This window comes from Pseudomonas moorei, assembly GCF_042846945.1.
Classification (GTDB): Bacteria; Pseudomonadota; Gammaproteobacteria; order Pseudomonadales; family Pseudomonadaceae; genus Aquipseudomonas; species Aquipseudomonas moorei.
In genome coordinates this window covers 6509046-6533399 of the sequence record NZ_AP035776.1, presented here as the reverse complement: position 1 = coordinate 6533399, position 24354 = coordinate 6509046, and the positions used below count along the sequence as shown (strand labels likewise).

Here is a 24354-nt window from a genome sequence, read left to right as displayed (position 1 = left end):
GGAAACTCCTAAGGGGCCAGACTCGTCTGGTGGACGCGATTGAATGCTTGGGCAATGCCCTGATTTATGCAGGGTTAATAAGCAAGAACGCGGCCAATGTTAAATTTACGTTATTAATCAATGGTTTATGAGTTTTTTGAAAGGCGCGGTCACGGCTGGCTGTAGCGAAATCGCTACAGCAGTGCGTAAAGAAAAAAGCTTAAGGGGATCAAAGCCTTGCGCAGCGCTGGTCGGGAAGGGGTGTAGCGATATCGTTCCGCTGTAGCGCTTTCAGTACAGATGAAGGTCGCTTTTAGAGTGATTTCTTGCTGGACACGAAGCCCGTGAGAGCGAGCTTGCTCCCACAGGGATCTGCGGTGATTCAGGCGTTGGCGGCGTCAGGCCTTGTTGGGAATGCCGTACTTGCGCAAACGGTGGGCGATCGCGGTGTGGGAGGTTTGCAGGCGGGTAGCCAGTTGGCGGGTCGAGGGATAGCTGACGTAGAGTTTTTCCAACAGATCCTTTTCGAACGCTTCCATGGCTTGTTCCAGGCTGTCGACGTCATGGTCGCTCTGGCGCGCCACCGAGGTGCCGGCGATGTCGAGGTCGCCGATGTCCACCAGGCTGCTTTCGCAAATGGCGGCGGCGCGGAAGATCACGTTTTGCAGCTGGCGGACGTTACCCGGCCAGCGATTGCCCAGCAGTGCCGGGTAAGTGCCTGGCGCGAGACGACAGACCGGCCGCTGGATCTGCGCGCACGCCTGCTGCATGAAGTAGCGGGCCAGCAACAGAATGTCCTGGCCGCGCTCGCGCAGGGGCGGGACTTCGACGTTGAGCACGTTGAGGCGATAGAACAGGTCTTCGCGGAACAAGCCTTCACTGACCATCTTCTCCAGATCGCGGTGAGTCGCGCTGAGGATCCGCACGTTGACCTTCACCTCGCGATCACCGCCGACCCGGCGGAAACTGCCATCGTTGAGGAAACGCAGCAACTTGGCTTGCAAGTACGGCGACATTTCACCGATCTCATCGAGAAACACCGTGCCCTGGTTCGCCAGTTCCATCAGTCCCGGTTTGCCGCCCCGCTGGGCACCGGTGAAGGCGCCGGGGGCATAGCCGAACAGCTCGCTTTCGGCGAGGTTCTCCGGCAATGCGGCGCAGTTCAATGCCAGAAACGGAGCGTTGTGTCGTGCACTGATGGCATGGCAAGCCCGGGCCACCAACTCCTTGCCGGTGCCGGTTTCGCCCTGGATCAGCAGCGGCGCATCAAGGGCCGCCACGCGTTGCGCGCGCACCTTGAGCGTGCGGATCACTGGCGACTCACCCAGCAACGCATCGAAACCTTCGGCGTGATCGTGGTGCAGCGCCGACAGGCGTTCGCCGATGCGGTTCGGTTGATACAAGGTCAGCAGCGCGCCAGCGTCAGTGATGGGAGTGGCGTCCAGCAGCAACGTCTGCCCGTTGACGGTAATTTCCCGCAGCGGCAACCGGAAGCCGTGTTCGAGCAGGGCGTCGAGCAGGGCCGGATCAGCAAACAGGTCGGCGACGCTTTCACCGGCCGGTTCACGACCGTACAGGGCAATCAGGGCCGGGTTGGCCAACAGCACCTTGCCGCCACTGTCCAGCGCCAGCACCGGGTCGGTCATGGCCGCGAGCAACGCGTCGAGCTGCAAGTGCCGACGCTGGCCGGGCAGGATGTCGACCACCGTCACCGCTTGCACCCCGCGCACGCTGAACAGCGCATCACGCAGCTCTTCAAGGACTTCCGGGCTCAGGGTCGGGGCGTCGATATAAACGTTGGGCGGAACCATCTCCACCGCATCCAGGTTGAGATTGCGCCCGCCGAGCAAGGCCAGGACTTCCTGGGTGATACCGACGCGGTCGATGAAACTGACGTGGATACGCATGGGGCGGCAATGAATTCTGGACGGCGAAGGGGGGCAAGTATGCCTTGGCGCGGGCCAATGGTGAAATCCCGCGCACAATTTATGGGTAATGACAAACCTTGTGCGAGCCTGCTCGTGAAGGCTATCTGACCGTCACCACCACTGTGCGCGGTGGGAACCCAATTCAGAGGCCGCGATCGTCCACTGCAGGGGGGTACCGGTGATCTTCAATGGAACCCGCAGCCGATGCGCCGGCCCCCAGGTGGTCTGCTCGAGCACAAGCCCCTGATCGCCTTCTTCCTCTGCGCGCAATAACGCTTCGGTCCCGGGTCCATTCTCGATCAGTAACTTCGCCGTGCGCGCCAGTGACAGCCGCGCCGATCCACCACTACCGTTGCTCAAGCGTTCAGCCAACAGCTGGATCGCACTGGCCGCCATCAGGTAGCCGGTAGCGTGATCCAGGGCTTGCAGTGGCAAAGGTGTCGGCTTGTCCGCGTGCTTCCAGAGCATGCCGGCCTCGGCAATTCCGCTGCTCATCTGCACCAGGCTGTCGAAGCCCCGACGGTTTTGCCAGGGGCCGCTCCAGCCATAGGCGTTCAGGCAGACATCGATCAGCCCCGGGGCCAGCCTTTGCCGTTCGGCGACGCCGTAGCCCAGGCGTTCCAAGGCATCGGCCCGGTAGCCGTGGAGCAGAATGTCGGTGTCCTTGAGCAAGTGTTCGAACACGCTGCGATCGGCCTTGTCATGCAGGTCCAGGCGCGCGCAGCGTTTGCCCAGGGTCATTTCCGGCACCACGCCGGGCTCGTTCCAGGTGGGCGGGTCGATACGCAAGACGTCGGCGCCGAGGCCCGCGAGAAAACGGCTGGCGACAGGGCCGGCGAGCACACGGGTCAAATCCAGCACTTTGATCCCGGCCAAGGGTTGCGCGACCGAACCTTGCCAGGTCTTGGCGTTCTGGCTTTGCTGGCGGGCGAAATCGATCAGCGGTTCAGCGTTCACTGCCAGTCCCTGCGGGTGAGTCTGCCATTGCGGCCAACTGCGCATCTCGGCGGCACATCCCCCGGCATCGACCACGGCCTGCTCCAGGTCACTCTTGGCCCATTGCGCGACTTTGCTCGCCATCGCTGCCCGGTCGGCACAGGCACCGAGTACCGATTCGGCAGCCGCGCGGTGATGGGGCGCATTGGTGTGCAGGCGAATCCAGCCATCGCGGGTGGCGTAGTCACCGGCGACCGGGTCCCACAGCGGCGGCACGCTCCAGCCCATCGGGCGGATCGAGGACGAGAACCAGAACGAGGCTAATCGGCGATCGACTTCAACCTCGGGCAGGCGACCGGTTTGCTGATGCAGCAACTCACTGACGGCCTGGCCGGCGGCGGCGATGCTGGCGCACGCCAGGTCGGTAACAGCAAATGCCGAGGGCAGGGCGCCACTGGCGGTGAACGAAATCGGGGTGTGGGGCAAGCCGAGTGCGGCTTGAATGGACGTGAGTAGATCAGTCATCGAAGGCCTTCCGGAGCGAGAGCCCGAGCATAGAACAAATAGATGGTCGGTCGAATTAAATCCTGTGGGAGCGAGTGAGCTCGCTCCCACAAGGGTTCTATACGCGGAACTCCCACAAGGGTTCTATACGCGGAACTGATCCATCAGCTTCATCTGGTGGGTGGTCAGGTTGTTGAGCTGGCTGCTGATCTGCGCCGATTCGTTGGCTTGCCCGGTCAAGGTTTCGGTGACGGTGCGGATTGCCGAGACGTTGCGATTGACCTCTTCGGCCACGGCGCTTTGCTGTTCGGCGGCGCTGGCGATCTGCAGGTTCATGTCGCTGATCACGGTCACTGCGTCGCTGATCTTGCTCAGGGCCTGGACGGCCTGCTGGATCTGGCCGGCATTGCTGTGGGCCTGAGTCTGGCTTGAGTGCATGGTGGCGACCACGCCGCGTGTGCCGCTCTGGATGCGTTCGATCACCAGGCGAATTTCCTCCACCGAGTCCTGGGTGCGTTTGGCCAGGTTGCGCACTTCGTCGGCGACCACGGCAAAGCCGCGACCACTTTCGCCGGCACGGGCGGCTTCAATCGCCGCATTGAGCGCCAGCAGGTTGGTTTGTTCGGCGATGCTGCGGATCACTTCCAGTACCGATCCGATCTGCTCGCTGTTGACCGCCAAGGCTTCCACTTCAGTCACGGCCTTGCTGACTTCCTCGGCCAGTTGATTGATGTCGCGGGTACTGCGCTCGATGATCTGCATGCCATCGCGGGCGGATTGGTCGGCGCCCTTGGCCGCATTTGCCGCATTCGATGCGCTGTTGGCAACGTCGTGGGCCGTGGCGCTCATTTCGTTGGATGCGGTGGCCACCTGGTCGACTTCACGGAACTGCACCAGCATGCCTTCACTGGTCTGGCGGGCGATTTCCGCAGACTGGTCGGCGGTGCCGCGAGCATCAGTGATGCTCTGCTTGATCTGCGCGATGGTCGGTTGCAGCTTGTCGAGGAAGCGGTTGAACCAGCTGACCAGTTCGCCCAGCTCATCCTTCTTGCTGTAGTGCAGGCGTTGGGTGAGGTCGCCGTCGCCGCTGGCAATCGCCTTGAGCATCTCGGCCACGCTGTTGATCGGACGGGTGACGCCCGAAGCAGTCAGCCAGATCAACAGCAAGCCGATCAGGCCGGCAATGATCGCGATGCCCACCGCTTTGATCGTGCCGCTTTGTTGGGCGTCATCGAGTACTGCTTGCAGCTTCACCGAATCGGCCAACAGCACTTGTTTCGGCAGGTCGATCACCACGCCCCAGGCCTTGGCGTCAGGAATCGGACTGACCGGGTACACCGCGCGGATCAGATCGCCCTGTTGGAGAATTTTCGGTGCGCCGCCACCCAGCAGTTGCAGGATGTCCTTGCCCTCGGCACCCAGGGTGTCGCCGATGCTTTTGCCGACTTTGCCGGCGTCAATGCTATAGGCCGCCATCACCCCGGTGCCGGAGACGATCAGCATATGCCCGGCGCTATTGAACAGGTCGCGCTGGGAGTCGACAGCCGCTGCCTGCAGGGCGTCGAGGGCGATGTCGACACCCACTACGCCAATGGACTTGCCATCCACCAGCAGCGGTACGGAAATGGTGGTCATCAACACTTCCTTGCCACCGACGGTATCGGCGTACGGGTCGAGCAGGCAGGTGCGCTTGGTGTCGCGAGGGCAGGTGTACCAGACGTTATACGGGGTACCGCTGAGGTTCAGAGTGGTCTTGGTCATGTCCTCTTCGACCATGATCGTATTGAGCGATTGCCCCCCCGCACGACTCCAGTAAGTGGCAAAACGTCCGGCTTCGTTGGACTGGCGAGCGGCGTCATTGGCGAACTCGCTGTCCTTGCCATCCAGGCCATTGGGTTCGAACGCCAGCCAGATCCCCAGGACTTTGCTGTTGCGCTCGAACGCGGTTTTCAGGCTCTGGTTCAGTTCTTCACGCAGGGCGCCCGCCTCCTGGGAGCGCTTGGCCGCCATGGTGCGCATGTCCTTGATCTGATCAGCCAGCGCCGTCACCACCGTGAGGGTCTCGCCAAATGTCTTCTGTACCCGCACCGCTTGTTCGGCAGCCTTGGCCTGCAGCAAATCCTGCACGCTGCTGGTGAGCATCTTGCTGCTGGAGGAACTGACCAGCTCATTGTTCTGATCGGTCTGGTAGACGTTCATGCCCTCGATCAGGGCGACCACGCCAAGCAGGCACAGACCGGAGAGCAAGACAATTTTCAGGCGGATGGACAGTGAGTCGAACATAGGGCGAACTCGCGAATGGATGAGGGGTGACTATGAGTCCGGGGCCGACTCGATTCGCCAAATCCATTCAGCGCATTCAATCCACATCGGCGAGGGTGGGGCATTGCATGAGGGTGATGCCGACGAACGGTAGTTGTTGAACGTTTGCGCAGGAAAATGTGCCGAAAATCAGGTTAAAAACGGGGAAAGTCGCGGCCAGACTCAGGAAGGTTGCGCAAGTGATTCGGGGCGCGACCAGATCCACAGATTACCCAGCCCCATGCCCGCAATCGCCAGGTAGATTGGCCAGCCATGATCGAGCATCACCAGCATCAACGTGGCGCACAGCAGCATGCTGACGGTGGCACTGACCTTGGCCCGGCGCGCAATGATTTTGCCATTGCGCCAGTTACTGAGGATGGGGCCGAACAGCCGATGGTTTTCCAGCCAGGCACTCAGGCGTGGCGAGCTTCTGGTCGCCGCCCAGGCTGCCAGCAGGATGAACTCGGTGGTTGGCAGGCCGGGTATGACGATGGCGATCAGGCCGATACCCAGGCTGACGCAGGCCAGCAGGCCGAAGAGCAGACGAGTGAGTTTTGATGAGGAAGGCATTTTCTCAGAGGGGCGCTCGTGAGGCGGATCGGAATCTTTCAGGTTTACTCGGTCCCTGTGGGAGCGGGCTTGCCCGCGATAGCAGTCATACAGGCAACATCCCGTTTGAATGCCTGTCCGTCATCGCGAGCAGGCTCGCTCCCACGGGGGATCAAGTTATTTCAGACCGGTTCAGCCGCAGTGGCGTAAGCCTGTTCCAGCAACAGGGTAAAGCGGTTGAACGCTTCGATGGCGCCTTTATCCAGTTCGGCTTCTTCCTGAGCACTGAGCGGGAGTCCATCGAGGGTTTTGACGAAGCTTTTCCAGCCTTCTGCGCGACCACCGGCCGGTTCGCCAAGGTGGCGGGCGCCGAAGGTTTCGCTCAGGCCGAGGCCAATGGCACGCTTGATCAGGAAGGCTGCGCCGAGTTTTGAGCCTTCGGACACGAAGAGCCAGCCCAGAGCCTGGGCTTTACTCGGGTTGAACAAGGCGCCAGAAACCGGTGCCGGCACTTCGGTGTCCAGGTCCGCCAGGTCGGCTTTTGCGGCTTCGGCCCGGCAGCGAGCTGGCAGGTCCGGGACGATGGCGGTCAGTCTGGCATCGTTGTACAGCGACGCCAGCTCCGACTGGAACAGGTATTGCGCCACCACGAAACGGGCGAAGTTGGCCTGGGTTTCGAACGGTGCATGGGCTTTGACCAGCGCATCGAGTCTGGAGTGAGGTTCGTGGGTGATCTGGTTCAGGCGTTGCGAGCGCAAGGCCGGGCGTTGAGCCGTTTCCTGAGTGGTCATGAGAAGTCCTTGAGAAAAAGTAGAGCCTGGTAACGAGACGTATGGGCAGGTGCACGACAGTAAAAATTCCTCACGGCGCAGCTGAATGAAGCTGCGTCGCGAGAAGGTCAGGATCAGATATCCCAGATCAGATTGACCGCGAAGTTGCGACCCGGTTGAGTCAGGCGATCAAGGTTGGCCGGTTGCGTCACCGAGGCTTCGCCGACGCTGTCGTAACCGCGCACGTCATTCCACAACCAGTACTTCTTGTCGGTCAGGTTGTAGACGCCGGCGCTGACGGTGACATCGTCCTTTACCTTGTAGAAACCACTCAGGTCCAGCACGCCGAAGCCCGGTGTCTTGAATTGACTGCTGACGCCGTCCGGCGACTTGAAGTTGCTGTCGTCGACACGATTTTTCTTTTTCACCAGCGTCCAGCTCAACAAGCCGCCGTAGTTGTCCTGGTCGTAACCGACTCCGAACACACCCGTCAGCGGACTGACGCTGTTGAGCGGCTCGCCGGTGTCATCGTTGCGCCCGTAGGCATAAGCCACGGAACCTTGGGTGTAGAGGCCTTGCGGCGCACCAAAGGCATCGAGGTTCAGGCGACCTTTGACTTCCGCGCCTTTGATGGTGGCGTGCTTGATGTTGGCACTCTGGAAGGTCGGTTCGTCATAACCCGGCGTGACGGCATCTTCGTTGATGAAATCGCGGTACTTGTTATAGAACACCGCCACATCGAAGGCGCCTTGCTCAAAGTTGCCGCGCAGGCCGGTCTCGTAGCTTTTGCTCTTTTCCGGTTCCAGGTTCGGATTTGGCTCTACGCGGTAACCGGTAACGGTGTTATCGAAACGCCCGTACAGCGCCTTCGCGGTCGGGGTGCGGAATCCTTCGGCGTACTGGCCGTACCAGGTGTACTCGTCGGTCAGGGCGTAGGTCAGGCCGAACTTGGGCGACACTTTGTGCCAGGTCTTGTTCTGGTCGCTGACTGTGCCGCGACCATCGGCCGCCACGGTGTTGAGGAATTCCTGGGTAATGTGCGGCTTGAGTTCGGTGTAGTCGTAGCGCAGGCCCGGCAGGAAGGTCCAACGGTTCCAGCTGATCTGGTCCTGGGCGAACAGGCTGTAGGTGTTGATGGTCGGGTCCGGGAAGTCGCTGGATTTTTTCAGCACGTCCGCTGCACTGGTGGCGCCAACCACCCGGCAGCTACCGAAGACGGCGAGGCAGGTGCCGTTGCCGCTGCGTGATCCGGTGACTTTCTGTTGCTTGATAGTGGTGCCGTAGGTCAGCAGGTGTTCGGTGTCGGCAATGCTGAATGATTTATCCAGTTGTGCATCGAAGACCCACTGCTTTTCTTCGTAGACCGTGTCTCGGGTCCGCAGCACTTTGCGTGACATCGGATAGTAGAACTCCTCGGTGCTCTGATCGGTCTTGGCAACCTGGTGATTCAGACTCCACTTGACGTTGTCCACCAGCAGGCTGTCGAGGGCGAAGCTGTGTTCCAGGCCGAATCGTTCGCGGGTGATGGTGTCGTTACCGGTGCGCCACTGGTACATGCCGCCCGGCAAGATGCTGTTGGGAATGGTCGGTTGGCCACCGAAGAACGGGCCGCCATAAGCGCTTTTCTGGTCGGTGTCGCGGTCGTCCTTGTACTTTTCGTAGACAAGGCCCAGGCGCGCATCCTCTTTGTAGTTCCAGCCGACTTTCGCCAGCACGTTGCTGGCACGCACGTCTTCCGGGTTGGCGGCGGTACGCGCCAGCCCTGTGCCGTTGTTGCTGCCATAGGATTCGGTTTCGTGGCCATCGCGCTGGCTGTAATGCAGCAAGCCATCGAACTGATCGGCGCGGCCCGCCACGGTGGCGGATTTGAGCCAGCTGTCGTCGGCGGAGCTGTAACCGGTCTTCAGCCGTGCACCGACATCCTGGCCGGGCTTGATGATGTCGTCGGGGTCGAGCGTGAAGTAGCTGACGGCACCGCCGATGGCGTTACTGCCATAGAGCACCGAGGCCGGACCGCGGAGGATTTCGACACGTTTGACGATTTCCGGGTCGACGTAGTTGCGCTGGGTCTTGGCGTAAGGGCCGTTGAAGAAGCCGTCCGGTACTTCGACGCCATCGACCTGGGTCAGGACCCGGTCACCGTCGATGCCCCGGATGTTGTAGCCACTGATCCCGCCGCGGGTGCCTGTGCCGCCCACGGCAACTCCCGGTTCGTAGCGCACCAGTTCCTTGATGGTGTTGACGTTGTTGCGATCCAGCTCTTCGCGTGTATGAACGGTGACGGTGCTGGGCACGCTGTTCACGTCCTGCTCCTGGCGGGTGGCGCTGATGGTCACCTGTTGCAGGTTGAGGGTGCCGCTGTTGTCACGCTTTTCCAGCACGATGTTGTTGTTGCCCAGTTTGCGATAGCTCAAGTCGGTCCCCACCAACAGGCGATCCAGGGCTTTCTCTGGCGGCAGCGAGCCGCGTACACCCGGCGATGCCACACCTTCGGCCAGCTCTGCCGACAAGCCAACCTGCCAGCCTGTAACAGCGGTAAACGCATTGAGCGCCGACACCAGTGACTGCGGCGCAATGGCGAACGAATAGTCGCCCATGTTGCGGCTCGGCTGTTCGGCAGTGGCGGCCATGAGCGGTGCAGTGCCGGCCATCAGGATGGCGGCGGTCAGTAGCGACAGCATGCGGGAAGGTGAAGAGGACTGGCGGGTAAGGCGAGAGGACATCGATAGCGCTCCGTGTCGCACGAATCTTTATAGGTGCTGATTGGCATGTGTAGATGCGAATCAATTGCATTGGCTATAACGAGACGTACGGGAAATGACTATCGAGTAAAAATAATTCTCATTTAATTCAGGATCACGAGCGCCGGGAACTCCCGGAGTTTGGCGGAGGTGATGTGAGCCAGTGAGCGGACTGCGTCCAGCGGCTGATCGAGGCGGTAATTACCCGTCACCGAAACATTGGCCAGTTGCTTGTTGTTGTTGATGATCCAGCCCGGATAGTAGCGACGAAGTTCCGCCAGCACCTGGCTCAGGGGGCAGTTTTCGAACACCAGTCGGCCCTGAACCCACGCCAGGTCGGTGGCGGCATTCAGCCTGGCCGGTCGGTCGAAACCGTTGGGGCCGATGCGAATGCTTTCTCCGGCGCTCAAGCGAACGCGTTCGTCGTCGCGAGTGGCGCGCAGATCGACGTCTCCGCGTTGTACTCGCACCTGAGTCACGCCATCCAGATAACGCACGGCAAATGCCGTATCCCGGACGCTCGCCGTGACCAGGCCGGCGTCGATTTCCAGCGGTTGGCCTGCATGAGGTTGCACCTCGAAATAGGCTTCGCCCTGATACAGCCGTGCCACGCGTTTTTGATCGTTGATGGTGCTGGAAAACGCCGAGTTGGTGTTGAGCAGGACTTTCGAGCCGTCCTCCAGTTGCAGGCGCTGACGTTCACCGACCACAGTCAGGTGATCGGCCTGCAGGCGCATCGGCAAATTGCTGAAACTGAACAGGCCGAGGATCAGCACAGCGGCGATGGCCAGGGCTTTGCAGTGGGGGCGCAGGTGCGAGATGACGGTGACTTTCGCCAGGGGCGTGGCCAGGCTTTGGGCGCACTGGGTGACGGGCTGGCCGTTCCAGATAGCCTGGGCCTTGGCGAACGCATTGGCATGCGCCGGATCGGCCGCGAGCCATTGGTGGAACTGACGGGTCTGTTCTTCGCTTGGGTCGTCCAGCACGATCAGCCAGTCGAGGGCCTGGTCCATCGCATCTGCACTGTCCTGCGCCGGGGAGGGCGAAGGGAGGCGGTGGGTGTCCGTCACGGTGTTTCCTCGGCAGGGGCGTGTTGAAAAGCAGTTTCAAGCGACAGGCTGCAAGCTGCAAGTCGTTCGTCGTTGGCTTGCCGCTTATGGCTTGGAGTGGCTGTTCTCTGCGACTCCGATACAAATCGTCATGATCAGCTTCAGCTCTTTTTGCACGGTGCTCAGGGATACACCGAGCTTCTCGGCGATTTCCAGATAGCTGTGACCGTGCAGGCGACTGAGGACGAAAATCTGCTGCTGACGAGGGCTGAGTTGACCGAGGCGTACGTTCAAGCGCTCAAGCAATTGTTCGGCATGGACGGCGTCCTCGGCATTGCTCGCGGGGGCGGCGACGCTTTGCACCACCTCCGGCGGCACGTCTTCGACCATGGTTCGCGAGTGGATTCGCCGCGCACGCAGATGATCCAGCGCCAGGTTGCGGGCGGTCTGGAAAACGAAGGGTTCAAGGTGATCGATGGCCCGCTCGCTGAGCGCACGGGTCACGCGCAGGTAGGTCTCCTGCAGCAGGTCTTCGGCGGTGCTGTGGTTGTTGACCATCCGCTCCAGCGTGCGCAGCAGAGAGATTCGCTGGGTAATGAAGACATCGTTGAAGCGCGATTGACTCACGGGAGAACCTGATCCATTCCAAGCGGATGATAATGCTTATCATCCGCTCTAATGGTCAAGTATTGATTTTCGAAGGGTTATGCGCGACCCAGCAGGTAAGACGCGTAATCCGGAATTCGGTGCGCATGCGCCTGATCCATCAGTGGGCTGCTGAGCAAATAGTCGGCGCTGCATTCGTTGCATGCCACCGGAATGTTCCAGACCGCCGCGACCCGCAGCAGCGCCTTGATATCCGGGTCGTGCGGCTGGGGTTCGAACGGGTCCCAGAAGAACACCAGCATGTCAACCCGCTGTTCGGCGATGCGCGCGCCGAGCTGCTGGTCACCGCCCAGCGGGCCGCTGATCATGCTCTCCACCGGCAGGTCGAGGCGTTGTTGCAACAACAATCCCGTGGTGCCGGTGGCAACCAGTTCGTGTTGCGCGAGTTTGTCTTTCTGCCGCTCGGCCCAGTCCAGCAAAAACACCTTGCAGTGGTCGTGGGCGACCAAGGCGATACGCTTGCGCGCCGCCAGGGTCTTTTGTGTAAAGCTGATGCCAATCATCGGTTGTTGCTCCAGAAATGAAATGCACCTTGTAGGAGCGAGCCTGCTCGCGATGAACCAAAGAACACCGCGGAGTATCAGATTCCCCGCGTTATCGTTCACGACCATCGCGGGCAAAGGGCGTGCTGCTTATTCAGCGTTGCACAGCGCCAGGCAGTTATCGAGCATGCGGTTGGAGAAGCCCCATTCGTTGTCGTACCAGGCCAGCACCTTGAGCAGCTTGCCGCTGACTTTGGTGTGGTTGGCGTCGAAGATCGACGACAGCGGGTTGTGGTTGAAGTCGCTCGAGACCAGCGGCAGGGTGTTGTAGCCGAGGATCTTCGAGTGCTGACTGGCTTCCTTGAGCAGCGCGTTGACTTCATCGGCCGACGCTTCGCGCTTGAGTTGCACGGTCAGGTCGACCAGGGAAACGTTGATCACCGGTACACGCACGGCCATGCCGGTCAGTTTGCCCGCCAGTTCCGGCAGCACCAGGCCCACCGCTTCAGCGGCACCGGTCTTGCTCGGGATCATGTTCTGGGTGGCCGAACGGGCGCGGTACGGATCGGTGTGGTAGACGTCGGTCAGGTTCTGGTCGTTGGTGTACGCGTGGATGGTGGTCATCAGACCGCTTTCGATACCCAGTTCGCGGTGCAGTACCTGGGCCACCGGGGCCAGGCAGTTGGTGGTGCACGAAGCGTTGGAAATAATCTGGTGCGACTGGCGCAGGATGTCGTGGTTGACCCCGTAAACCACCGTGGCATCGGCACCTTTGGCCGGCGCCGAAATAATCACTTTGCGCGCGCCGGCCGTAATATGCGCGGCAGCCTTGGCGCGGTCGGTGAACAGACCGGTGCATTCAAACACCACATCAATCCTTTCCGCGGCCCATGGCAGGTCGGCCGGGTTGCGGATGGCGCTGACCGAAATGCGGTCGCCGTTGACGGTCAGGCTTTCCTGATCATGCTGGACATCGGCTTCGAACGTGCCATGAACGGTGTCGTACTTGAGCAAGTGCGCGTTGATCGCGCTGTCGCCCAGGTCATTGATGGCGACGATCTGCAAATCCTGGCGATAGCCTTGGGTATAGAGTGCGCGCAGGACATTACGGCCGATACGGCCAAAACCATTGATCGCGATTCGAAGAGTCATTTGTCAGCGCCGCCGTCGTTTTGTTGTTGGAATTACAAGATTATTCGCAAAAAAATAGAAAACAAGCCTTTTTAGTGGCAATATTTTGTTCAATCTACAACGAGTGACCTGAATCAACTGGTCCGATTGATCAAGAAAACCGTCTGTCATCCCATCAACAACGGCTCTTGTTCAGCATAGACAATCAGGTCGCCACATCCGTTAGCCTGGAGTTCTACACATGCATCCCCGCGTCCTTGAGGTCACCGAACGGCTTATCGCCCGCAGCCGCGCCACGCGTGAGGCTTACCTTGCACTGATTCGCAGTGCGGCCAGTGACGGTCCGATGCGCGGCAAGCTGCAATGCGCCAACTTCGCCCACGGCGTGGCCGGCTGCGGCAGCGACGACAAGAACAGTTTGCGGATGATGAACTCCGCCAACATTGCAATTGTTTCGTCATATAACGACATGCTTTCGGCGCACCAACCGTACGAAGTCTTCCCGGAGCTGATCAAAAAAGCCCTGCGCGAGATCGGTTCTGTCGGTCAGTTTGCAGGCGGCACCCCGGCCATGTGCGATGGCGTGACCCAGGGCGAGCCGGGCATGGAACTGAGCCTGCCGAGTCGCGAAGTGATCGCGATGTCTGCCGCCGTGGCGTTATCCCACAACATGTTCGATGGCGCGCTGATGCTCGGCATCTGCGACAAGATTGTGCCGGGCCTGATGATGGGTGCATTGCGTTTCGGCCATCTGCCGATGATTTTCGTCCCGGGCGGGCCGATGGTGTCGGGCATTTCCAACAAGCAGAAAGCCGACGTGCGCCAGCGCTACGCCGAAGGCAAGGCCAGCCGCGAAGAGCTGCTGGAATCGGAAATGAACTCCTACCACAGCCCCGGCACCTGCACCTTCTACGGCACCGCCAACACCAACCAGTTGCTGATGGAAGTCATGGGCCTGCACTTGCCGGGCGCTTCCTTCGTCAACCCGAACACGCCGTTGCGCGATGCCCTGACCCGCGAGGCGGCGCATCAAGTGACGCGCATCACCAAACAGAACGGCAACTACCTGCCAATCGGCGAAATCGTCGACGAGCGTTCGCTGGTCAATTCCATCGTCGCCCTGCACGCGACCGGCGGCTCGACCAACCACACCTTGCACATGCCGGCCATCGCCATGGCGGCAGGCATTCAGTTGACCTGGCAAGACATGGCCGACCTCTCCGAGGTGGTCCCGACCCTGAGCCACGTCTACCCGAACGGTAAAGCCGACATCAACCACTTCCAGGCGGCGGGCGGCATGTCGTTCCTGATCCGCGAACTGCTGGAAGCCGGGTTGCTCCACGAAAACGTCAACACCGTGCTGGGCCACGGCCTGAGCCGTTATACCCAGGAGCCGTTCCTCGACAACGGCGAGCTGGTGTGGCGCGAAGGCATTACCGAAAGCCTCGACGAAAGCATCCTGCGTCCGGTGGCTCGCGCGTTCTCGCCAGAAGGCGGCCTGCGGGTGATGGAAGGCAACCTCGGCCGTGGCGTGATGAAGGTTTCCGCCGTGGCTTTGGAAAACCAGATCGTCGAAGCACCGGCCATGGTGTTCCAGGATCAGCAAGACCTGGCCGACGCGTTCAAGGCCGGTTTGCTGGAGAAGGATTTCGTTGCCGTGATGCGCTTCCAGGGCCCACGCTCCAACGGCATGCCGGAACTGCACAAGATGACGCCGTTCCTTGGCGTGTTGCAGGATCGCGGCTTCAAGGTCGCGCTGGTGACCGACGGGCGCATGTCCGGCGCGTCGGGGAAAATTCCGGCGGCCATTCACGTCAGCCCCGAAGCTTATGTGGGCGGCGCTTTGGCGCGGGTGCAAGAGGGCGATATCATCCGCGTCGATGGCGTCAAAGGCACCCTGGAGCTCAAGGTGGACGCCGAAGAATTCGCAGCGCGCACGCCGGCCAAGGGCCTGTTGGGCAACAACATCGGCACCGGTCGCGAACTGTTTGGTTTCATGCGCATGGCCTTCAGCTCGGCGGAGCAGGGCGCCAGCGCCTTTACTTCTGCCCTGGAGACGCTTAATTGAAACTGGCTTTGGTCGGTGACATCGGTGGGACCAACGCACGTTTCGCGTTGTGGAAAAACCAGCAACTGGAATCGGTCCAGGTGCTGGCGACGGCAGACCACGCCAGCCCCGAAGAGGCGATCAGCCTCTATCTGAGCGGCCTCGGTCTGGCGCCGGGGGCCATTGGTTCGGTGTGCCTGTCGGTCGCGGGGCCCGTGAGTGGCGATGAATTCAAGTTCACCAACAATCACTGGCGCCTGAGCCGCAAGGGCTTCTGTCAGACCTTGCAGGTGGATCAGCTGTTACTGGTCAACGACTTCTCGGCCATGGCCCTGGGCATGACCCGTTTGCAGCCAGGCGAATTCCGCGTGGTCTGTGAAGGGACGCCGGAACCCCTGCGCCCGGCCGTGGTGATTGGCCCTGGCACCGGTCTGGGCGTCGGCACGTTGCTGGATCTGGGTGAAGGCCGTTTCGCGGCATTGCCGGGAGAGGGTGGTCATGTCGATTTGCCCCTGAGCAGCCCGCGGGAAACCCAACTGTGGCAACACATTTATAACGAGATTGGCCACGTCAGCGCCGAAACGGCATTGAGCGGTGGTGGTTTGCCACGGGTGTACCGGGCGATTTGCGCGGTGGACGGTCATGAGCCGGTACTCGACACCCCGGAGGCGATTACCGCTGCCGGGTTGGCGGGTGATCCGATTGCCCTGGAAGTGCTCGAGCAGTTTTGCTGCTGGCTCGGTCGCGTGGCCGGCAACAACGTGCTGACCACGGGCGCACGCGGTGGCGTGTACATCGTTGGCGGGGTGATTCCGCGCTTCGCCGATTTCTTCCTCCAAAGCGGTTTCGCCCGGTGCTTTGCCGACAAGGGCTGCATGAGCGATTATTTCAAGGGAATTCCGGTGTGGCTGGTGACGGCACCGTATTCCGGGTTGGTGGGGGCGGGAGTGGCGCTGGAGCAGGCTTGAGACCGCGTCGCCTTCATCGCTGGCAAGCCAGCTCCCACAGGATCACCGGCATTTTCAGAATGTGTACATAACCCTGTGGGAGCGGGCTTGCCCGCGATAGGGCCAGAACAGGCAACAAATATTCGAAGGTCATCAGGCATAATCCGCCCAATTCAAACAACAAGGACGCCGCCCCGTGAGCTCAGTCAACAAGTCGATATTGTTGGTCGATGACGATCAAGAGATACGCGAGTTGCTGGACACCTACCTGACCCGCGCCGGTTTCCAGGTCCGTACCACGCCCGACGGTGCCGGTTTTCGTCAGGCGTTGAACGAGGCGCCGAGCGATCTGGTGATCCTTGACGTGATGCTGCCCGATGAAGACGGTTTCAGTCTGTGCCGCTGGATTCGCCAGCACCCGCGCCGGGCCCAGGTGCCCATCATCATGCTTACCGCCAGCTCCGACGAGGCCGACCGTGTCATCGGCCTGGAACTGGGGGCGGACGATTACCTCGGCAAACCCTTCAGCCCCCGTGAATTGCAGGCGCGGATCAAGGCCTTGTTGCGTCGTGCACAGTTCGGTCAGGAGCGTTCCGGCAGTGAAGTGCTGGCCTTCGATGACTGGCGCCTGGACATGGTCAGCCATCGGTTGTTTCACATCGATGGCGAAGAAGTGATTCTCTCGGGCGCCGATTTTGCCTTGCTGAAACTGTTCCTCGATCACCCGCAGGAAATCCTCGACCGCGACACCATTGGCAACGCCACCCGTGGGCGTGAGTTGATGCCGCTCGATCGCATCGTCGACATGGCGGTCAGTCGTCTGCGCCAACGCCTGCGCGATACCGAAAAACCGCCGCGCCTGATCCGTACCGTGCGCGGCAGTGGCTACCAACTGGCAGCCAATGTGGTTGCCAGCAATGGTCACTGAGTTTTTTCGCACGCTCGCGGCGAAGGTGCCGGTGCCGCGCTCGCTGCTCGGGCGCATGTTGCTGTTGACCTTGCTGGCGGTGCTGTTCGCGCAGACGCTGTCGAGCGTGATCTGGGTCTCGCAACTGCGCGCCACCCAGCTTGAAGGCCTGGTCACCAGCGCCCGCAGCCTTGCCCATTCCATGACCGCCAGTGTCAGTTACTTCCGTTCGTTGCCGGTGGCGTTTCGGCCGCTGGTGCTCGACCAGTTGCGCAGCATGGGCGGCACGCGGTTCGTAGTGACGCTCAACGACAAACCCCTGGGCATGGAAGTGTTGCCGGTTACCCCGCGCAAGGCGGCGGTGATCAAGGCGGTGGATGAAGTGCTGCGTCAGTCACTGGGCCAGGACACGGACATTTCGGTGACCTTCGTCAGCCCCGAAGACCTGCGGATCTTCAATGCCGGTCTGAAGCTCGATGAGCTGCCACGCTCCTGGGCCCATTACGCGCTGACCCTGGAGCCGGTGAATCCGCCAGTGCTGGTTACGCAAATCCAGATGGCCCCCGGCGAGTGGTTGTACATTGCTTCGCTGTTGCCCGAGCCCTACACCAGTCTTGAAGAGCAGGGCCTGCCATCGCAGCAGGTGTGGTTCATCGTCCTCACCAGCGGCTTTCTTCTGTTGTTCATCGGCTTGTTGGTGCATTGGCAGAGCCGGCCACTCAAGCGTCTGGCGCGGGCGGCACGGGATCTGTCCCTGGGCGCCGACGTCGAACCTGTGGCCGAGGGCGGAGGCAGCGAAGTGGTGGAGGTCGGTCGTGCCTTCAACACCATGCGCGAACGCATCAGCCGTTACCTGACCGAGCGCAGTCAGTTGTTCAGCGCGATTTCCCATGACTTGCGTACGCCGATCACCCGCCTGCGCCTGCGGGTCGAATTGCTCGAAGACGAAAAACTGCAGGCCAAGTTCGGCCGCGATCTGGATGAGCTGGAGCTGCTGGTCAAAGGCGCATTGCAATGTGTGAAAGACACCGACATTCACGAAAACATCGAACAGGTGGATCTCAATCACGTACTCGATTGCCTGGTGGAGCCGTACCTGGCGCCAAACGGTAACGGTCGCGTGACTCAGCAAGGGCGTGCGCTGGCGCCCTATCCGGGCAAGCCGCTGGCGCTCAAGCGCTGTATCGGCAACCTGATCGACAACGCCTTGAAGTATGGACAGAACGCTCATCTGCATATCGATGACGATGACAGTGCATTCGTGCTGCATGTCGACGATGAAGGGCCAGGAGTTCCGGAGCAACGACTGGAGCAGGTGTTCGAGCCGCACTTCCGCCTGGCCGGGCAGCAGCAAGGGTATGGGTTGGGGCTGGGCATTGCGCGCAACATTGCCCACAGTCATGGCGGCGAAGTCAGCCTGCAAAATCTGCGAGAAGGTGGCTTGCGGGTGACCCTTCAGTTACCCCGCTCGCTGGATTGACACCGACCCTGTGGCGAGGGGCAAGCCCGCTCGCCACAAGTATTCACTCAGTGTCTATTGTCACAGCCTGGTGACATAACTCGCCCCCTTCGTTACAAGCCCGCCACCGCCCGTTGTTTAGACTGCCCTGCAGTCATAACAACAAAAAAGGTCCTCCATGCACAGCTTCCAACCGGCCTTCAGCAGTTGGCTGAACGCGCCTGCTCATCAGCAATGGCTCGCCACCGAAGGCCTGCGCCTGTTGGCGTTCGCCAAGGCTTCTAAGCTTCCCGAAGGCTTCGGTAACCTCGATGAAAAAGGTCACCTGGTGGCCAATGCGCAAGCCGAAACCATGAACACCGCGCGCATGACCCACAGCTTCGCCATGGCCCATATCCAGGGCTTGCCGGGGTTTGCCGAGCTGGTGGATCACGGCATCAACGCCCTGCGCGGGCCGTTGCGTGATGCCGTTCATGGAGGGTGGTTCGCGGTCGCTGAACACCGTGACGGCAACACCGGCAAAAACGCCTATCTGCACGCTTTCGTCGCGCTGGCTGCCAGTTCCGCGATAGTCGCGCGACGGCCCGGGGCGCAAGCCTTGCTCGACGATGCCATCGATATCATCGACACCTATTTCTGGAGCGAGGAGGAGGGCGCCATGCGCGAATCCTTCAACCGCGACTGGAGCAGCGAGGAGGCCTATCGCGGCGCCAACAGCAACATGCACGCCACCGAAGCCTTCCTCGCCCTGGCGGATGTCACCGACGACAACCGCTGGTTGTGCCGCGCCCAGCGCATCGTCGAGCGCGTCATCCATGGTCATGCGGCTGCCAACGATTACCTGGTGGTCGAGCATTTCGACCGCGCCTGGCAGCCACTGCGCGACTACAACCGCGACAATCCGGCCGACGGATTCCGTCCCTACGGCACCACGCCGGGCCATGGTTTCGAATGGGCGCGGTTGCTGTTGCACCTGGAGGCGTCGCGGGTACAAGCCGGGATGCTCACACCGGGATGGCTGGTCACCGACGCAGAAAAGCTCTTTGAGCACAATTGCCGTCATGGCTGGGACGTCGATGGCGCGCCCGGCATTGTCTACACCCTCGACTGGGACAATCGCGCGGTGGTCCGCCATCGCCTGCACTGGACCCATTGCGAAGCCAGCGCCGCTGCCAGCGCGCTGCTCATGCGTACGGGTGATGAGCAATACGAGCAGTGGTACCGACTATTCTGGGAATTCTGTGACAGTCATTTCATTGACCGTTGCGATGGCAGCTGGCATCACGAACTCGACCCGCTGAACCGCCCGAGTGCCGATATCTGGGCCGGTAAACCCGACCTATACCACGCCTGGCAAGCGGTGCTGATTCCGCGCCTGCCGCTGGCGCCGAGCATGGCCAGTGCGCTGGCAACGGTGTTCCAGAGCGGTTCTATGTAACCATGCAGTGACATTCGCGCGTCCCTTCGTTACCTGCGAAGGGACATCCCCTGTTTAAAATCCTATGCAGCGCAAGCACCAGACTTGCATGCATAACAACAAGAAAGGTACTACTAGATGAATGCGATTTCTCGCCTCGCTACTGTCATTTCTCTCGCCTCAATACTCCCTGTTGCTGCATTCCCCATCAGTGCCCTTGCCGCCGATTCCAAAGGAACGGTGGAAGTTGTTCACTGGTGGACGTCGGGCGGTGAAAAAGCAGCGGTCGATGTCCTCAAGGCACAAGTCGAAAAAGACGGCTTCACCTGGAAGGACGGCGCAGTCGCCGGTGGTGGCGGTGCCACGGCCATGACCGTTCTGAAAAGTCGCGCAGTGGCCGGTAACCCACCAGGCGTCGCTCAGATCAAGGGACCGGACATCCAGGAATGGGCCTCGACCGGCCTGCTGGACACTGACGTCCTCAAAGACGTTGCCAAAGAAGAAAAGTGGGACGGTCTGCTCGACAAGAAAGTCTCCGATACCGTGAAGTACGACGGTGATTACGTGGCCGTGCCGGTGAACATCCACCGTGTGAACTGGCTGTGGATCAACCCGGAAGTCTTCAAGAAAGCCGGTATCACCAAGAATCCAACCACCCTCGAAGAATTCTACGCCGCTGGCGACAAGCTCAAGGCCGCCGGTTTCATTCCGCTGGCCCACGGCGGTCAGCCTTGGCAGGACAGCACCGTGTTCGAAGCCGTCGTGCTTTCGGTCATGGGGGTCGATGGCTACAAGAAAGCCCTGGTCGATCTGGATAACAAAGCGCTGACCGGTCCGGAAATGGTCAAGGCGCTGACCGAGCTGAAGAAAGTCGCGACCTACATGGACGCCGACGGCAAAGGCCAGGACTGGAACCTGGAAGCTGCCAAGGTCATCAACGGCAAGGCCGGCATGCAGATCATGGGTGACTGGGCCAAGTCCGAGTGGACCGCCGCCAAGAAAGTCGCCGGCAAGGACTACGAGTGCGTAGCGTTCCCGGGCACCGACAAGGCGTTCACCTACAACATCGACTCTCTGGCGGTGTTCAAGCAGAAAGACAAGGGCACGGCTGCCGGTCAGCAGGACATCGCCAAAGTCGTGCTGGGTGAAAACTTCCAGAAAGTCTTCAGCATCAACAAGGGCTCGATCCCGGTGCGCAACGACATGCTGGCCGATATGGGCAAGTACGGTTTCGACTCGTGCGCCCAGACCGCCGCCAAGGACTTCCTGGCTGACGCCAAGTCCGGCGGCCTGCAGCCGAGCATGGCGCACAACATGGCGACCACGCTGGCGGTACAGGGCGCGTTCTTCGACGTAGTGACCAACTACATCAACGACCCGAAAGCCGACCCGGCCGATGCGGCCAAGAAACTGGGCGCGGCGATTCAGTCGGCCAAGTAACCGTTAGCAACGCCGGCTCTTGCAGGAGCTGGCTTGCCAGCGAAGGCGTCATGTCAGCCGACTCATCCACCGCCTGACGCAGCGCTTTCGCCGGCAAGCCGGCTCCTACAGGGGACCTGCATGTAGTTTTTATTCCCACGTACTGGATTTCCCCATGAGTTCTGTTGCTGTGTTCAGCAAGGCCTCGCCGTTCGATGCATTGCAACGCTGGCTACCAAAACTGGTGCTGGCGCCGAGCATGTTCATCGTTCTGGTGGGCTTCTATGGCTACATCCTGTGGACGTTCGTTCTGTCGTTCACCACCTCGACCTTCCTGCCGAACTACAAGTGGGCGGGCCTGGCGCAATACGCACGGTTGTTCGACAACGACCGCTGGTGGGTGGCGAGCAAGAACCTGGCGCTGTTCGGCGGCATGTTCATCGGCATCACGCTGGTGATCGGCGTGATGCTGGCGGTGTTTCTCGATCAGCGCATTCGTCGCGAAGGCTTCATTCGCACCATTTACCTGTACCCGATGGCGCTCTCGATGATCGTCACCGGTACCGCATGGAAATGGCTGCTCAACCCGGGCATGGGCCTGGACAAACTGTTGCGAGACTGGGGCTGGGAAGGCTTCCGCCTGGACTGGCTGATCGACCCGGATCGCGTGGTCTATTGCCTGGTGATCGCCGCTGTCTGGCAGGCCTCGGGTTTCATCATGGCGATGTTCCTTGCCGGCCTGCGTGGCGTTGATCAATCGATCATCCGTGCCGCGCAGATTGATGGCGCAAGCATGCCGCGCATCTACTGGAAAGTGGTGCTGCCAAGCCTGCGTCCGGTGTTCTTCAGTGCGGTGATGATTCTGGCGCACATCGCGATCAAGAGTTTCGACCTGGTGGCGGCGATGACGGCCGGCGGCCCGGGTTACTCCTCGGATCTGCCTGCGATGTTCATGTATTCCTTCACCTTCAGTCGCGGCCAGATGGGCATGGGCTCGGCCAGTGCGATTCTGATGCTCGGTGCGATTCTCGCGATCATCGTGCCTTACCTGTACTCCGAGCTGAGGACCAAGCGTCATGACTAGTCTCGCTGCCAAACCCGCCATCAGCCTGAGTCGCATCGCGATCTACGCGGTGCTGATCCTCGCCGTGATGCTCTACCTGATTCCGCTGGTGGTCATGCTGTTGACCAGCTTCAAGACCCCGGAAGACATCAGCACCGGCAACCTGTTGAGCTGGCCGACCGTGGTCAGCGGCATCGGCTGGGTCAAGGCCTGGGCCACGGTTGACGGTTACTTCTGGAACTCGATCAAGATCACCGTTCCAGCGGTGCTGATCTCCACGGCCATCGGTGCCTTGAACGGCTACGTGCTGTCGATGTGGCGTTTTCGCGGTTCGCAGTTGTTCTTCGGCCTGCTGCTGTTCGGCTGCTTCCTGCCGTTCCAGACCGTCCTGCTGCCGGCCTCGTTCACCCTCGGCAAGATGGGCCTGGCGAGCACCACCACGGGCCTGGTGTTCGTGCACGTGGTCTACGGCCTGGCGTTCACCACGCTGTTCTTCCGTAACTACTACATCAGCATTCCCGATGCGCTGGTCAAAGCCGCGCGCCTCGACGGCGCGGGTTTCTTCACCATCTTTCGCCGGATCATCCTGCCGATGTCGACGCCGATCATCATGGTCTGCCTGATCTGGCAGTTCACTCAGATCTGGAACGACTTCCTGTTCGGGGTGGTGTTCTCCAGCGGTGATTCGCAACCGATCACGGTGGCGTTGAACAACCTGGTCAACACCAGTACCGGGGCCAAGGAATATAACGTTGATATGGCGGCGGCGATGATCGCCGGTTTGCCGACCCTGCTGGTCTATGTGGTCGCAGGCAAGTATTTCGTGCGCGGGCTGACAGCCGGCGCAGTCAAGGGGTAATCATGGCTACGCTCGAACTTCGCAACGTAAACAAGACCTATGGCGCCGGCTTGCCGGACACCCTGAAGAACATCGAACTGTCGATCAAGGACGGTGAGTTCCTGATCCTCGTCGGCCCGTCGGGCTGCGGCAAGTCGACCCTGATGAACTGCATCGCCGGCCTTGAAACCATTACCGGCGGCGCGATCATGATCGGCGACCAGGACGTCAGCGGCATGAGTCCGAAGGATCGCGACATCGCGATGGTGTTCCAGTCCTACGCGCTGTACCCGACCATGAGCGTGCGCGAGAACATCGAGTTCGGACTGAAGATCCGCAAGATGAGCCAGTCGGCCATCGATGAGGAAGTGGCTCGCGTGGCCAAGCTGTTGCAGATCGAACACCTGCTCAATCGCAAGCCGGGCCAGCTGTCCGGTGGTCAGCAACAGCGCGTGGCGATGGGGCGGGCGCTGGCACGCCGTCCGAAGATCTATCTGTTCGACGAACCACTGTCCAACCTCGACGCCAAGCTGCGGGTCGAGATGCGCACCGAAATGAAACTGATGCACCAGCGTCTGAAGACGACCACTGTCTACGTGACACACGACCAGATCGAAGCCATGACCCTGGGCGACAAAGTGGCGGTGATGAAGGACGGCATCATCCAGCAGTTCGGCACGCCGAAAGACATCTACAACAACCCGGCCAACCTGTTCGTGGCGAGCTTCATCGGGTCGCCGCCGATGAACTTCATCCCCCTGCGTCTGCAACGCAAGGACGGTCGTCTGCTGGCATTGCTCGACAGCGGCCAGGCGCGCTGCGAATTGCCGCTGAGCATGCAGGACGCCGGTCTCGAAGACCGTGAAGTGATCCTCGGCATGCGTCCGGAACAGATCGTTCTGGCGAACGGCGGAGCCAACGATCTGCCGACCATTCGCGCGGAAGTCCAGGTCACCGAACCGACCGGTCCGGACACCCTGGTCTTCGTCAACCTCAACGACACCAAGGTCTGCTGCCGCCTGGCGCCGGACGTCGCTCCGGCCGTGGGCGAGACCCTGACCCTGCAGTTCGATCCGGCCAAAGTGCTGCTGTTCGATGCCAAGACCGGGGAGCGCCTGGGGGTTGCAGGTGTGCCGAAGGCCGAAGCGCACGCCGCCAACGTCGCGCAATTCAAAGGCCGCTGAACAAGAAAACGGTAGGAGCGAGCCTGCTCGCGAT

At 60.9% G+C, this 24354-nt stretch carries 18 protein-coding genes and 2 pseudogenes; 9 read left to right on the top strand and 11 right to left on the bottom strand.

The features are described 5' to 3' along the window. Nucleotides 1-377: 377 nt before the first annotated feature. The 11 genes and pseudogenes from ACGJAX_RS30510 to gap all read right to left on the bottom strand — a co-directional run bounded on the left by ACGJAX_RS30510 (nucleotide 378) and on the right by gap (nucleotide 13060). The gene (locus ACGJAX_RS30510) at nucleotides 378-1886 is read right to left on the bottom strand and encodes a sigma-54-dependent transcriptional regulator (protein WP_090324754.1); all 1509 of its coding nucleotides are present in this window, start codon (nucleotides 1884-1886) and stop codon (nucleotides 378-380) included. A 132-nt stretch (nucleotides 1887-2018) separates the two neighbouring features. Then, nucleotides 2019-3368 (bottom strand): CoA transferase, encoded by a 1350-nt coding sequence (locus ACGJAX_RS30505; RefSeq protein ID WP_390957129.1) that lies wholly within the window; start codon nucleotides 3366-3368, stop codon nucleotides 2019-2021. Between the two features lie 123 nt (nucleotides 3369-3491). Further along, nucleotides 3492-4025 (bottom strand): annotated as a pseudogene (locus ACGJAX_RS30500) (methyl-accepting chemotaxis protein); the annotation flags it as partial. A 372-nt stretch (nucleotides 4026-4397) separates the two neighbouring features. Then, nucleotides 4398-5357, bottom strand: a pseudogene (locus tag ACGJAX_RS30495) (chemotaxis protein); the annotation flags it as partial. A 474-nt stretch (nucleotides 5358-5831) separates the two neighbouring features. Then, the gene (locus tag ACGJAX_RS30490; RefSeq protein ID WP_390957128.1) at nucleotides 5832-6221 is read right to left on the bottom strand and encodes a DUF454 family protein; all 390 of its coding nucleotides are present in this window, start codon (nucleotides 6219-6221) and stop codon (nucleotides 5832-5834) included. A gap of 161 nt (nucleotides 6222-6382) precedes the next feature. Further along, nucleotides 6383-6991, bottom strand: a complete 609-nt coding sequence (locus ACGJAX_RS30485; RefSeq protein WP_390957127.1) for a biliverdin-producing heme oxygenase — start codon at nucleotides 6989-6991, stop codon at nucleotides 6383-6385. A gap of 113 nt (nucleotides 6992-7104) precedes the next feature. After that, nucleotides 7105-9693, bottom strand: a complete 2589-nt coding sequence (locus ACGJAX_RS30480; RefSeq protein WP_390957126.1) for a TonB-dependent hemoglobin/transferrin/lactoferrin family receptor — start codon at nucleotides 9691-9693, stop codon at nucleotides 7105-7107. 122 nt (nucleotides 9694-9815) lie between these two features. After that, nucleotides 9816-10781 carry a FecR domain-containing protein gene (locus ACGJAX_RS30475; RefSeq protein ID WP_390957125.1) on the bottom strand — a complete coding sequence of 322 codons (966 nt, stop codon included), beginning with the start codon at nucleotides 10779-10781 and terminating at the stop codon, nucleotides 9816-9818. A gap of 84 nt (nucleotides 10782-10865) precedes the next feature. Continuing rightward, nucleotides 10866-11387 carry a sigma-70 family RNA polymerase sigma factor gene (locus tag ACGJAX_RS30470; RefSeq protein WP_390957124.1) on the bottom strand — a complete coding sequence of 174 codons (522 nt, stop codon included), beginning with the start codon at nucleotides 11385-11387 and terminating at the stop codon, nucleotides 10866-10868. Nucleotides 11388-11464: 77 nt separating this feature from the next. Beyond that, a complete protein-coding gene (locus ACGJAX_RS30465) occupies nucleotides 11465-11929 on the bottom strand; it encodes a methylglyoxal synthase (protein ID WP_090324741.1) in 465 nt (154 codons plus the stop codon). A 129-nt stretch (nucleotides 11930-12058) separates the two neighbouring features. Beyond that, the gene (gene gap / locus ACGJAX_RS30460; protein ID WP_090324740.1) at nucleotides 12059-13060 is read right to left on the bottom strand and encodes a type I glyceraldehyde-3-phosphate dehydrogenase; all 1002 of its coding nucleotides are present in this window, start codon (nucleotides 13058-13060) and stop codon (nucleotides 12059-12061) included. A 220-nt stretch (nucleotides 13061-13280) separates the two neighbouring features. Here gap and edd point away from each other — a divergent pair, with 220 nt between their 5' ends. From edd to ACGJAX_RS30415, 9 genes are all read left to right on the top strand, one after another. After that, a complete protein-coding gene (edd, locus tag ACGJAX_RS30455; protein WP_390957123.1) occupies nucleotides 13281-15107 on the top strand; it encodes a phosphogluconate dehydratase in 1827 nt (608 codons plus the stop codon). After that, on the top strand, nucleotides 15104-16054 hold the full coding sequence (locus ACGJAX_RS30450) for a glucokinase (RefSeq protein ID WP_247257800.1): 951 nt from the start codon (nucleotides 15104-15106) through the stop codon (nucleotides 16052-16054). Before edd ends, ACGJAX_RS30450 begins: the two co-directional genes overlap by 4 nt. 175 nt (nucleotides 16055-16229) lie before the next feature. Further along, on the top strand, nucleotides 16230-16961 hold the full coding sequence (locus ACGJAX_RS30445; protein ID WP_090324737.1) for a response regulator: 732 nt from the start codon (nucleotides 16230-16232) through the stop codon (nucleotides 16959-16961). A 31-nt stretch (nucleotides 16962-16992) separates the two neighbouring features. Next, on the top strand, nucleotides 16993-18420 hold the full coding sequence (locus ACGJAX_RS30440) for an ATP-binding protein (RefSeq protein ID WP_390960033.1): 1428 nt from the start codon (nucleotides 16993-16995) through the stop codon (nucleotides 18418-18420). 157 nt (nucleotides 18421-18577) lie between these two features. Then, nucleotides 18578-19837: an AGE family epimerase/isomerase gene (locus tag ACGJAX_RS30435; RefSeq protein WP_390957122.1), complete on the top strand. Its 1260-nt coding sequence runs from the start codon at nucleotides 18578-18580 to the stop codon at nucleotides 19835-19837. 117 nt (nucleotides 19838-19954) lie between these two features. Then, complete coding sequence (locus tag ACGJAX_RS30430; protein WP_090324731.1) at nucleotides 19955-21256, top strand: ABC transporter substrate-binding protein; 1302 nt, start codon at nucleotides 19955-19957, stop codon at nucleotides 21254-21256. A gap of 154 nt (nucleotides 21257-21410) precedes the next feature. After that, the gene (locus ACGJAX_RS30425) at nucleotides 21411-22319 is read left to right on the top strand and encodes a carbohydrate ABC transporter permease (RefSeq protein ID WP_090324730.1); all 909 of its coding nucleotides are present in this window, start codon (nucleotides 21411-21413) and stop codon (nucleotides 22317-22319) included. Further along, nucleotides 22312-23157 (top strand): carbohydrate ABC transporter permease, encoded by an 846-nt coding sequence (locus ACGJAX_RS30420; RefSeq protein ID WP_047532453.1) that lies wholly within the window; start codon nucleotides 22312-22314, stop codon nucleotides 23155-23157. The genes ACGJAX_RS30425 and ACGJAX_RS30420 overlap by 8 nt, the downstream gene beginning before the upstream one ends. Nucleotides 23158-23159: 2 nt before the next feature. Further along, a complete protein-coding gene (locus ACGJAX_RS30415) occupies nucleotides 23160-24320 on the top strand; it encodes a sn-glycerol-3-phosphate ABC transporter ATP-binding protein UgpC (RefSeq protein ID WP_390957121.1) in 1161 nt (386 codons plus the stop codon). The last annotated feature ends 34 nt before the right edge of the window (nucleotides 24321-24354 follow it).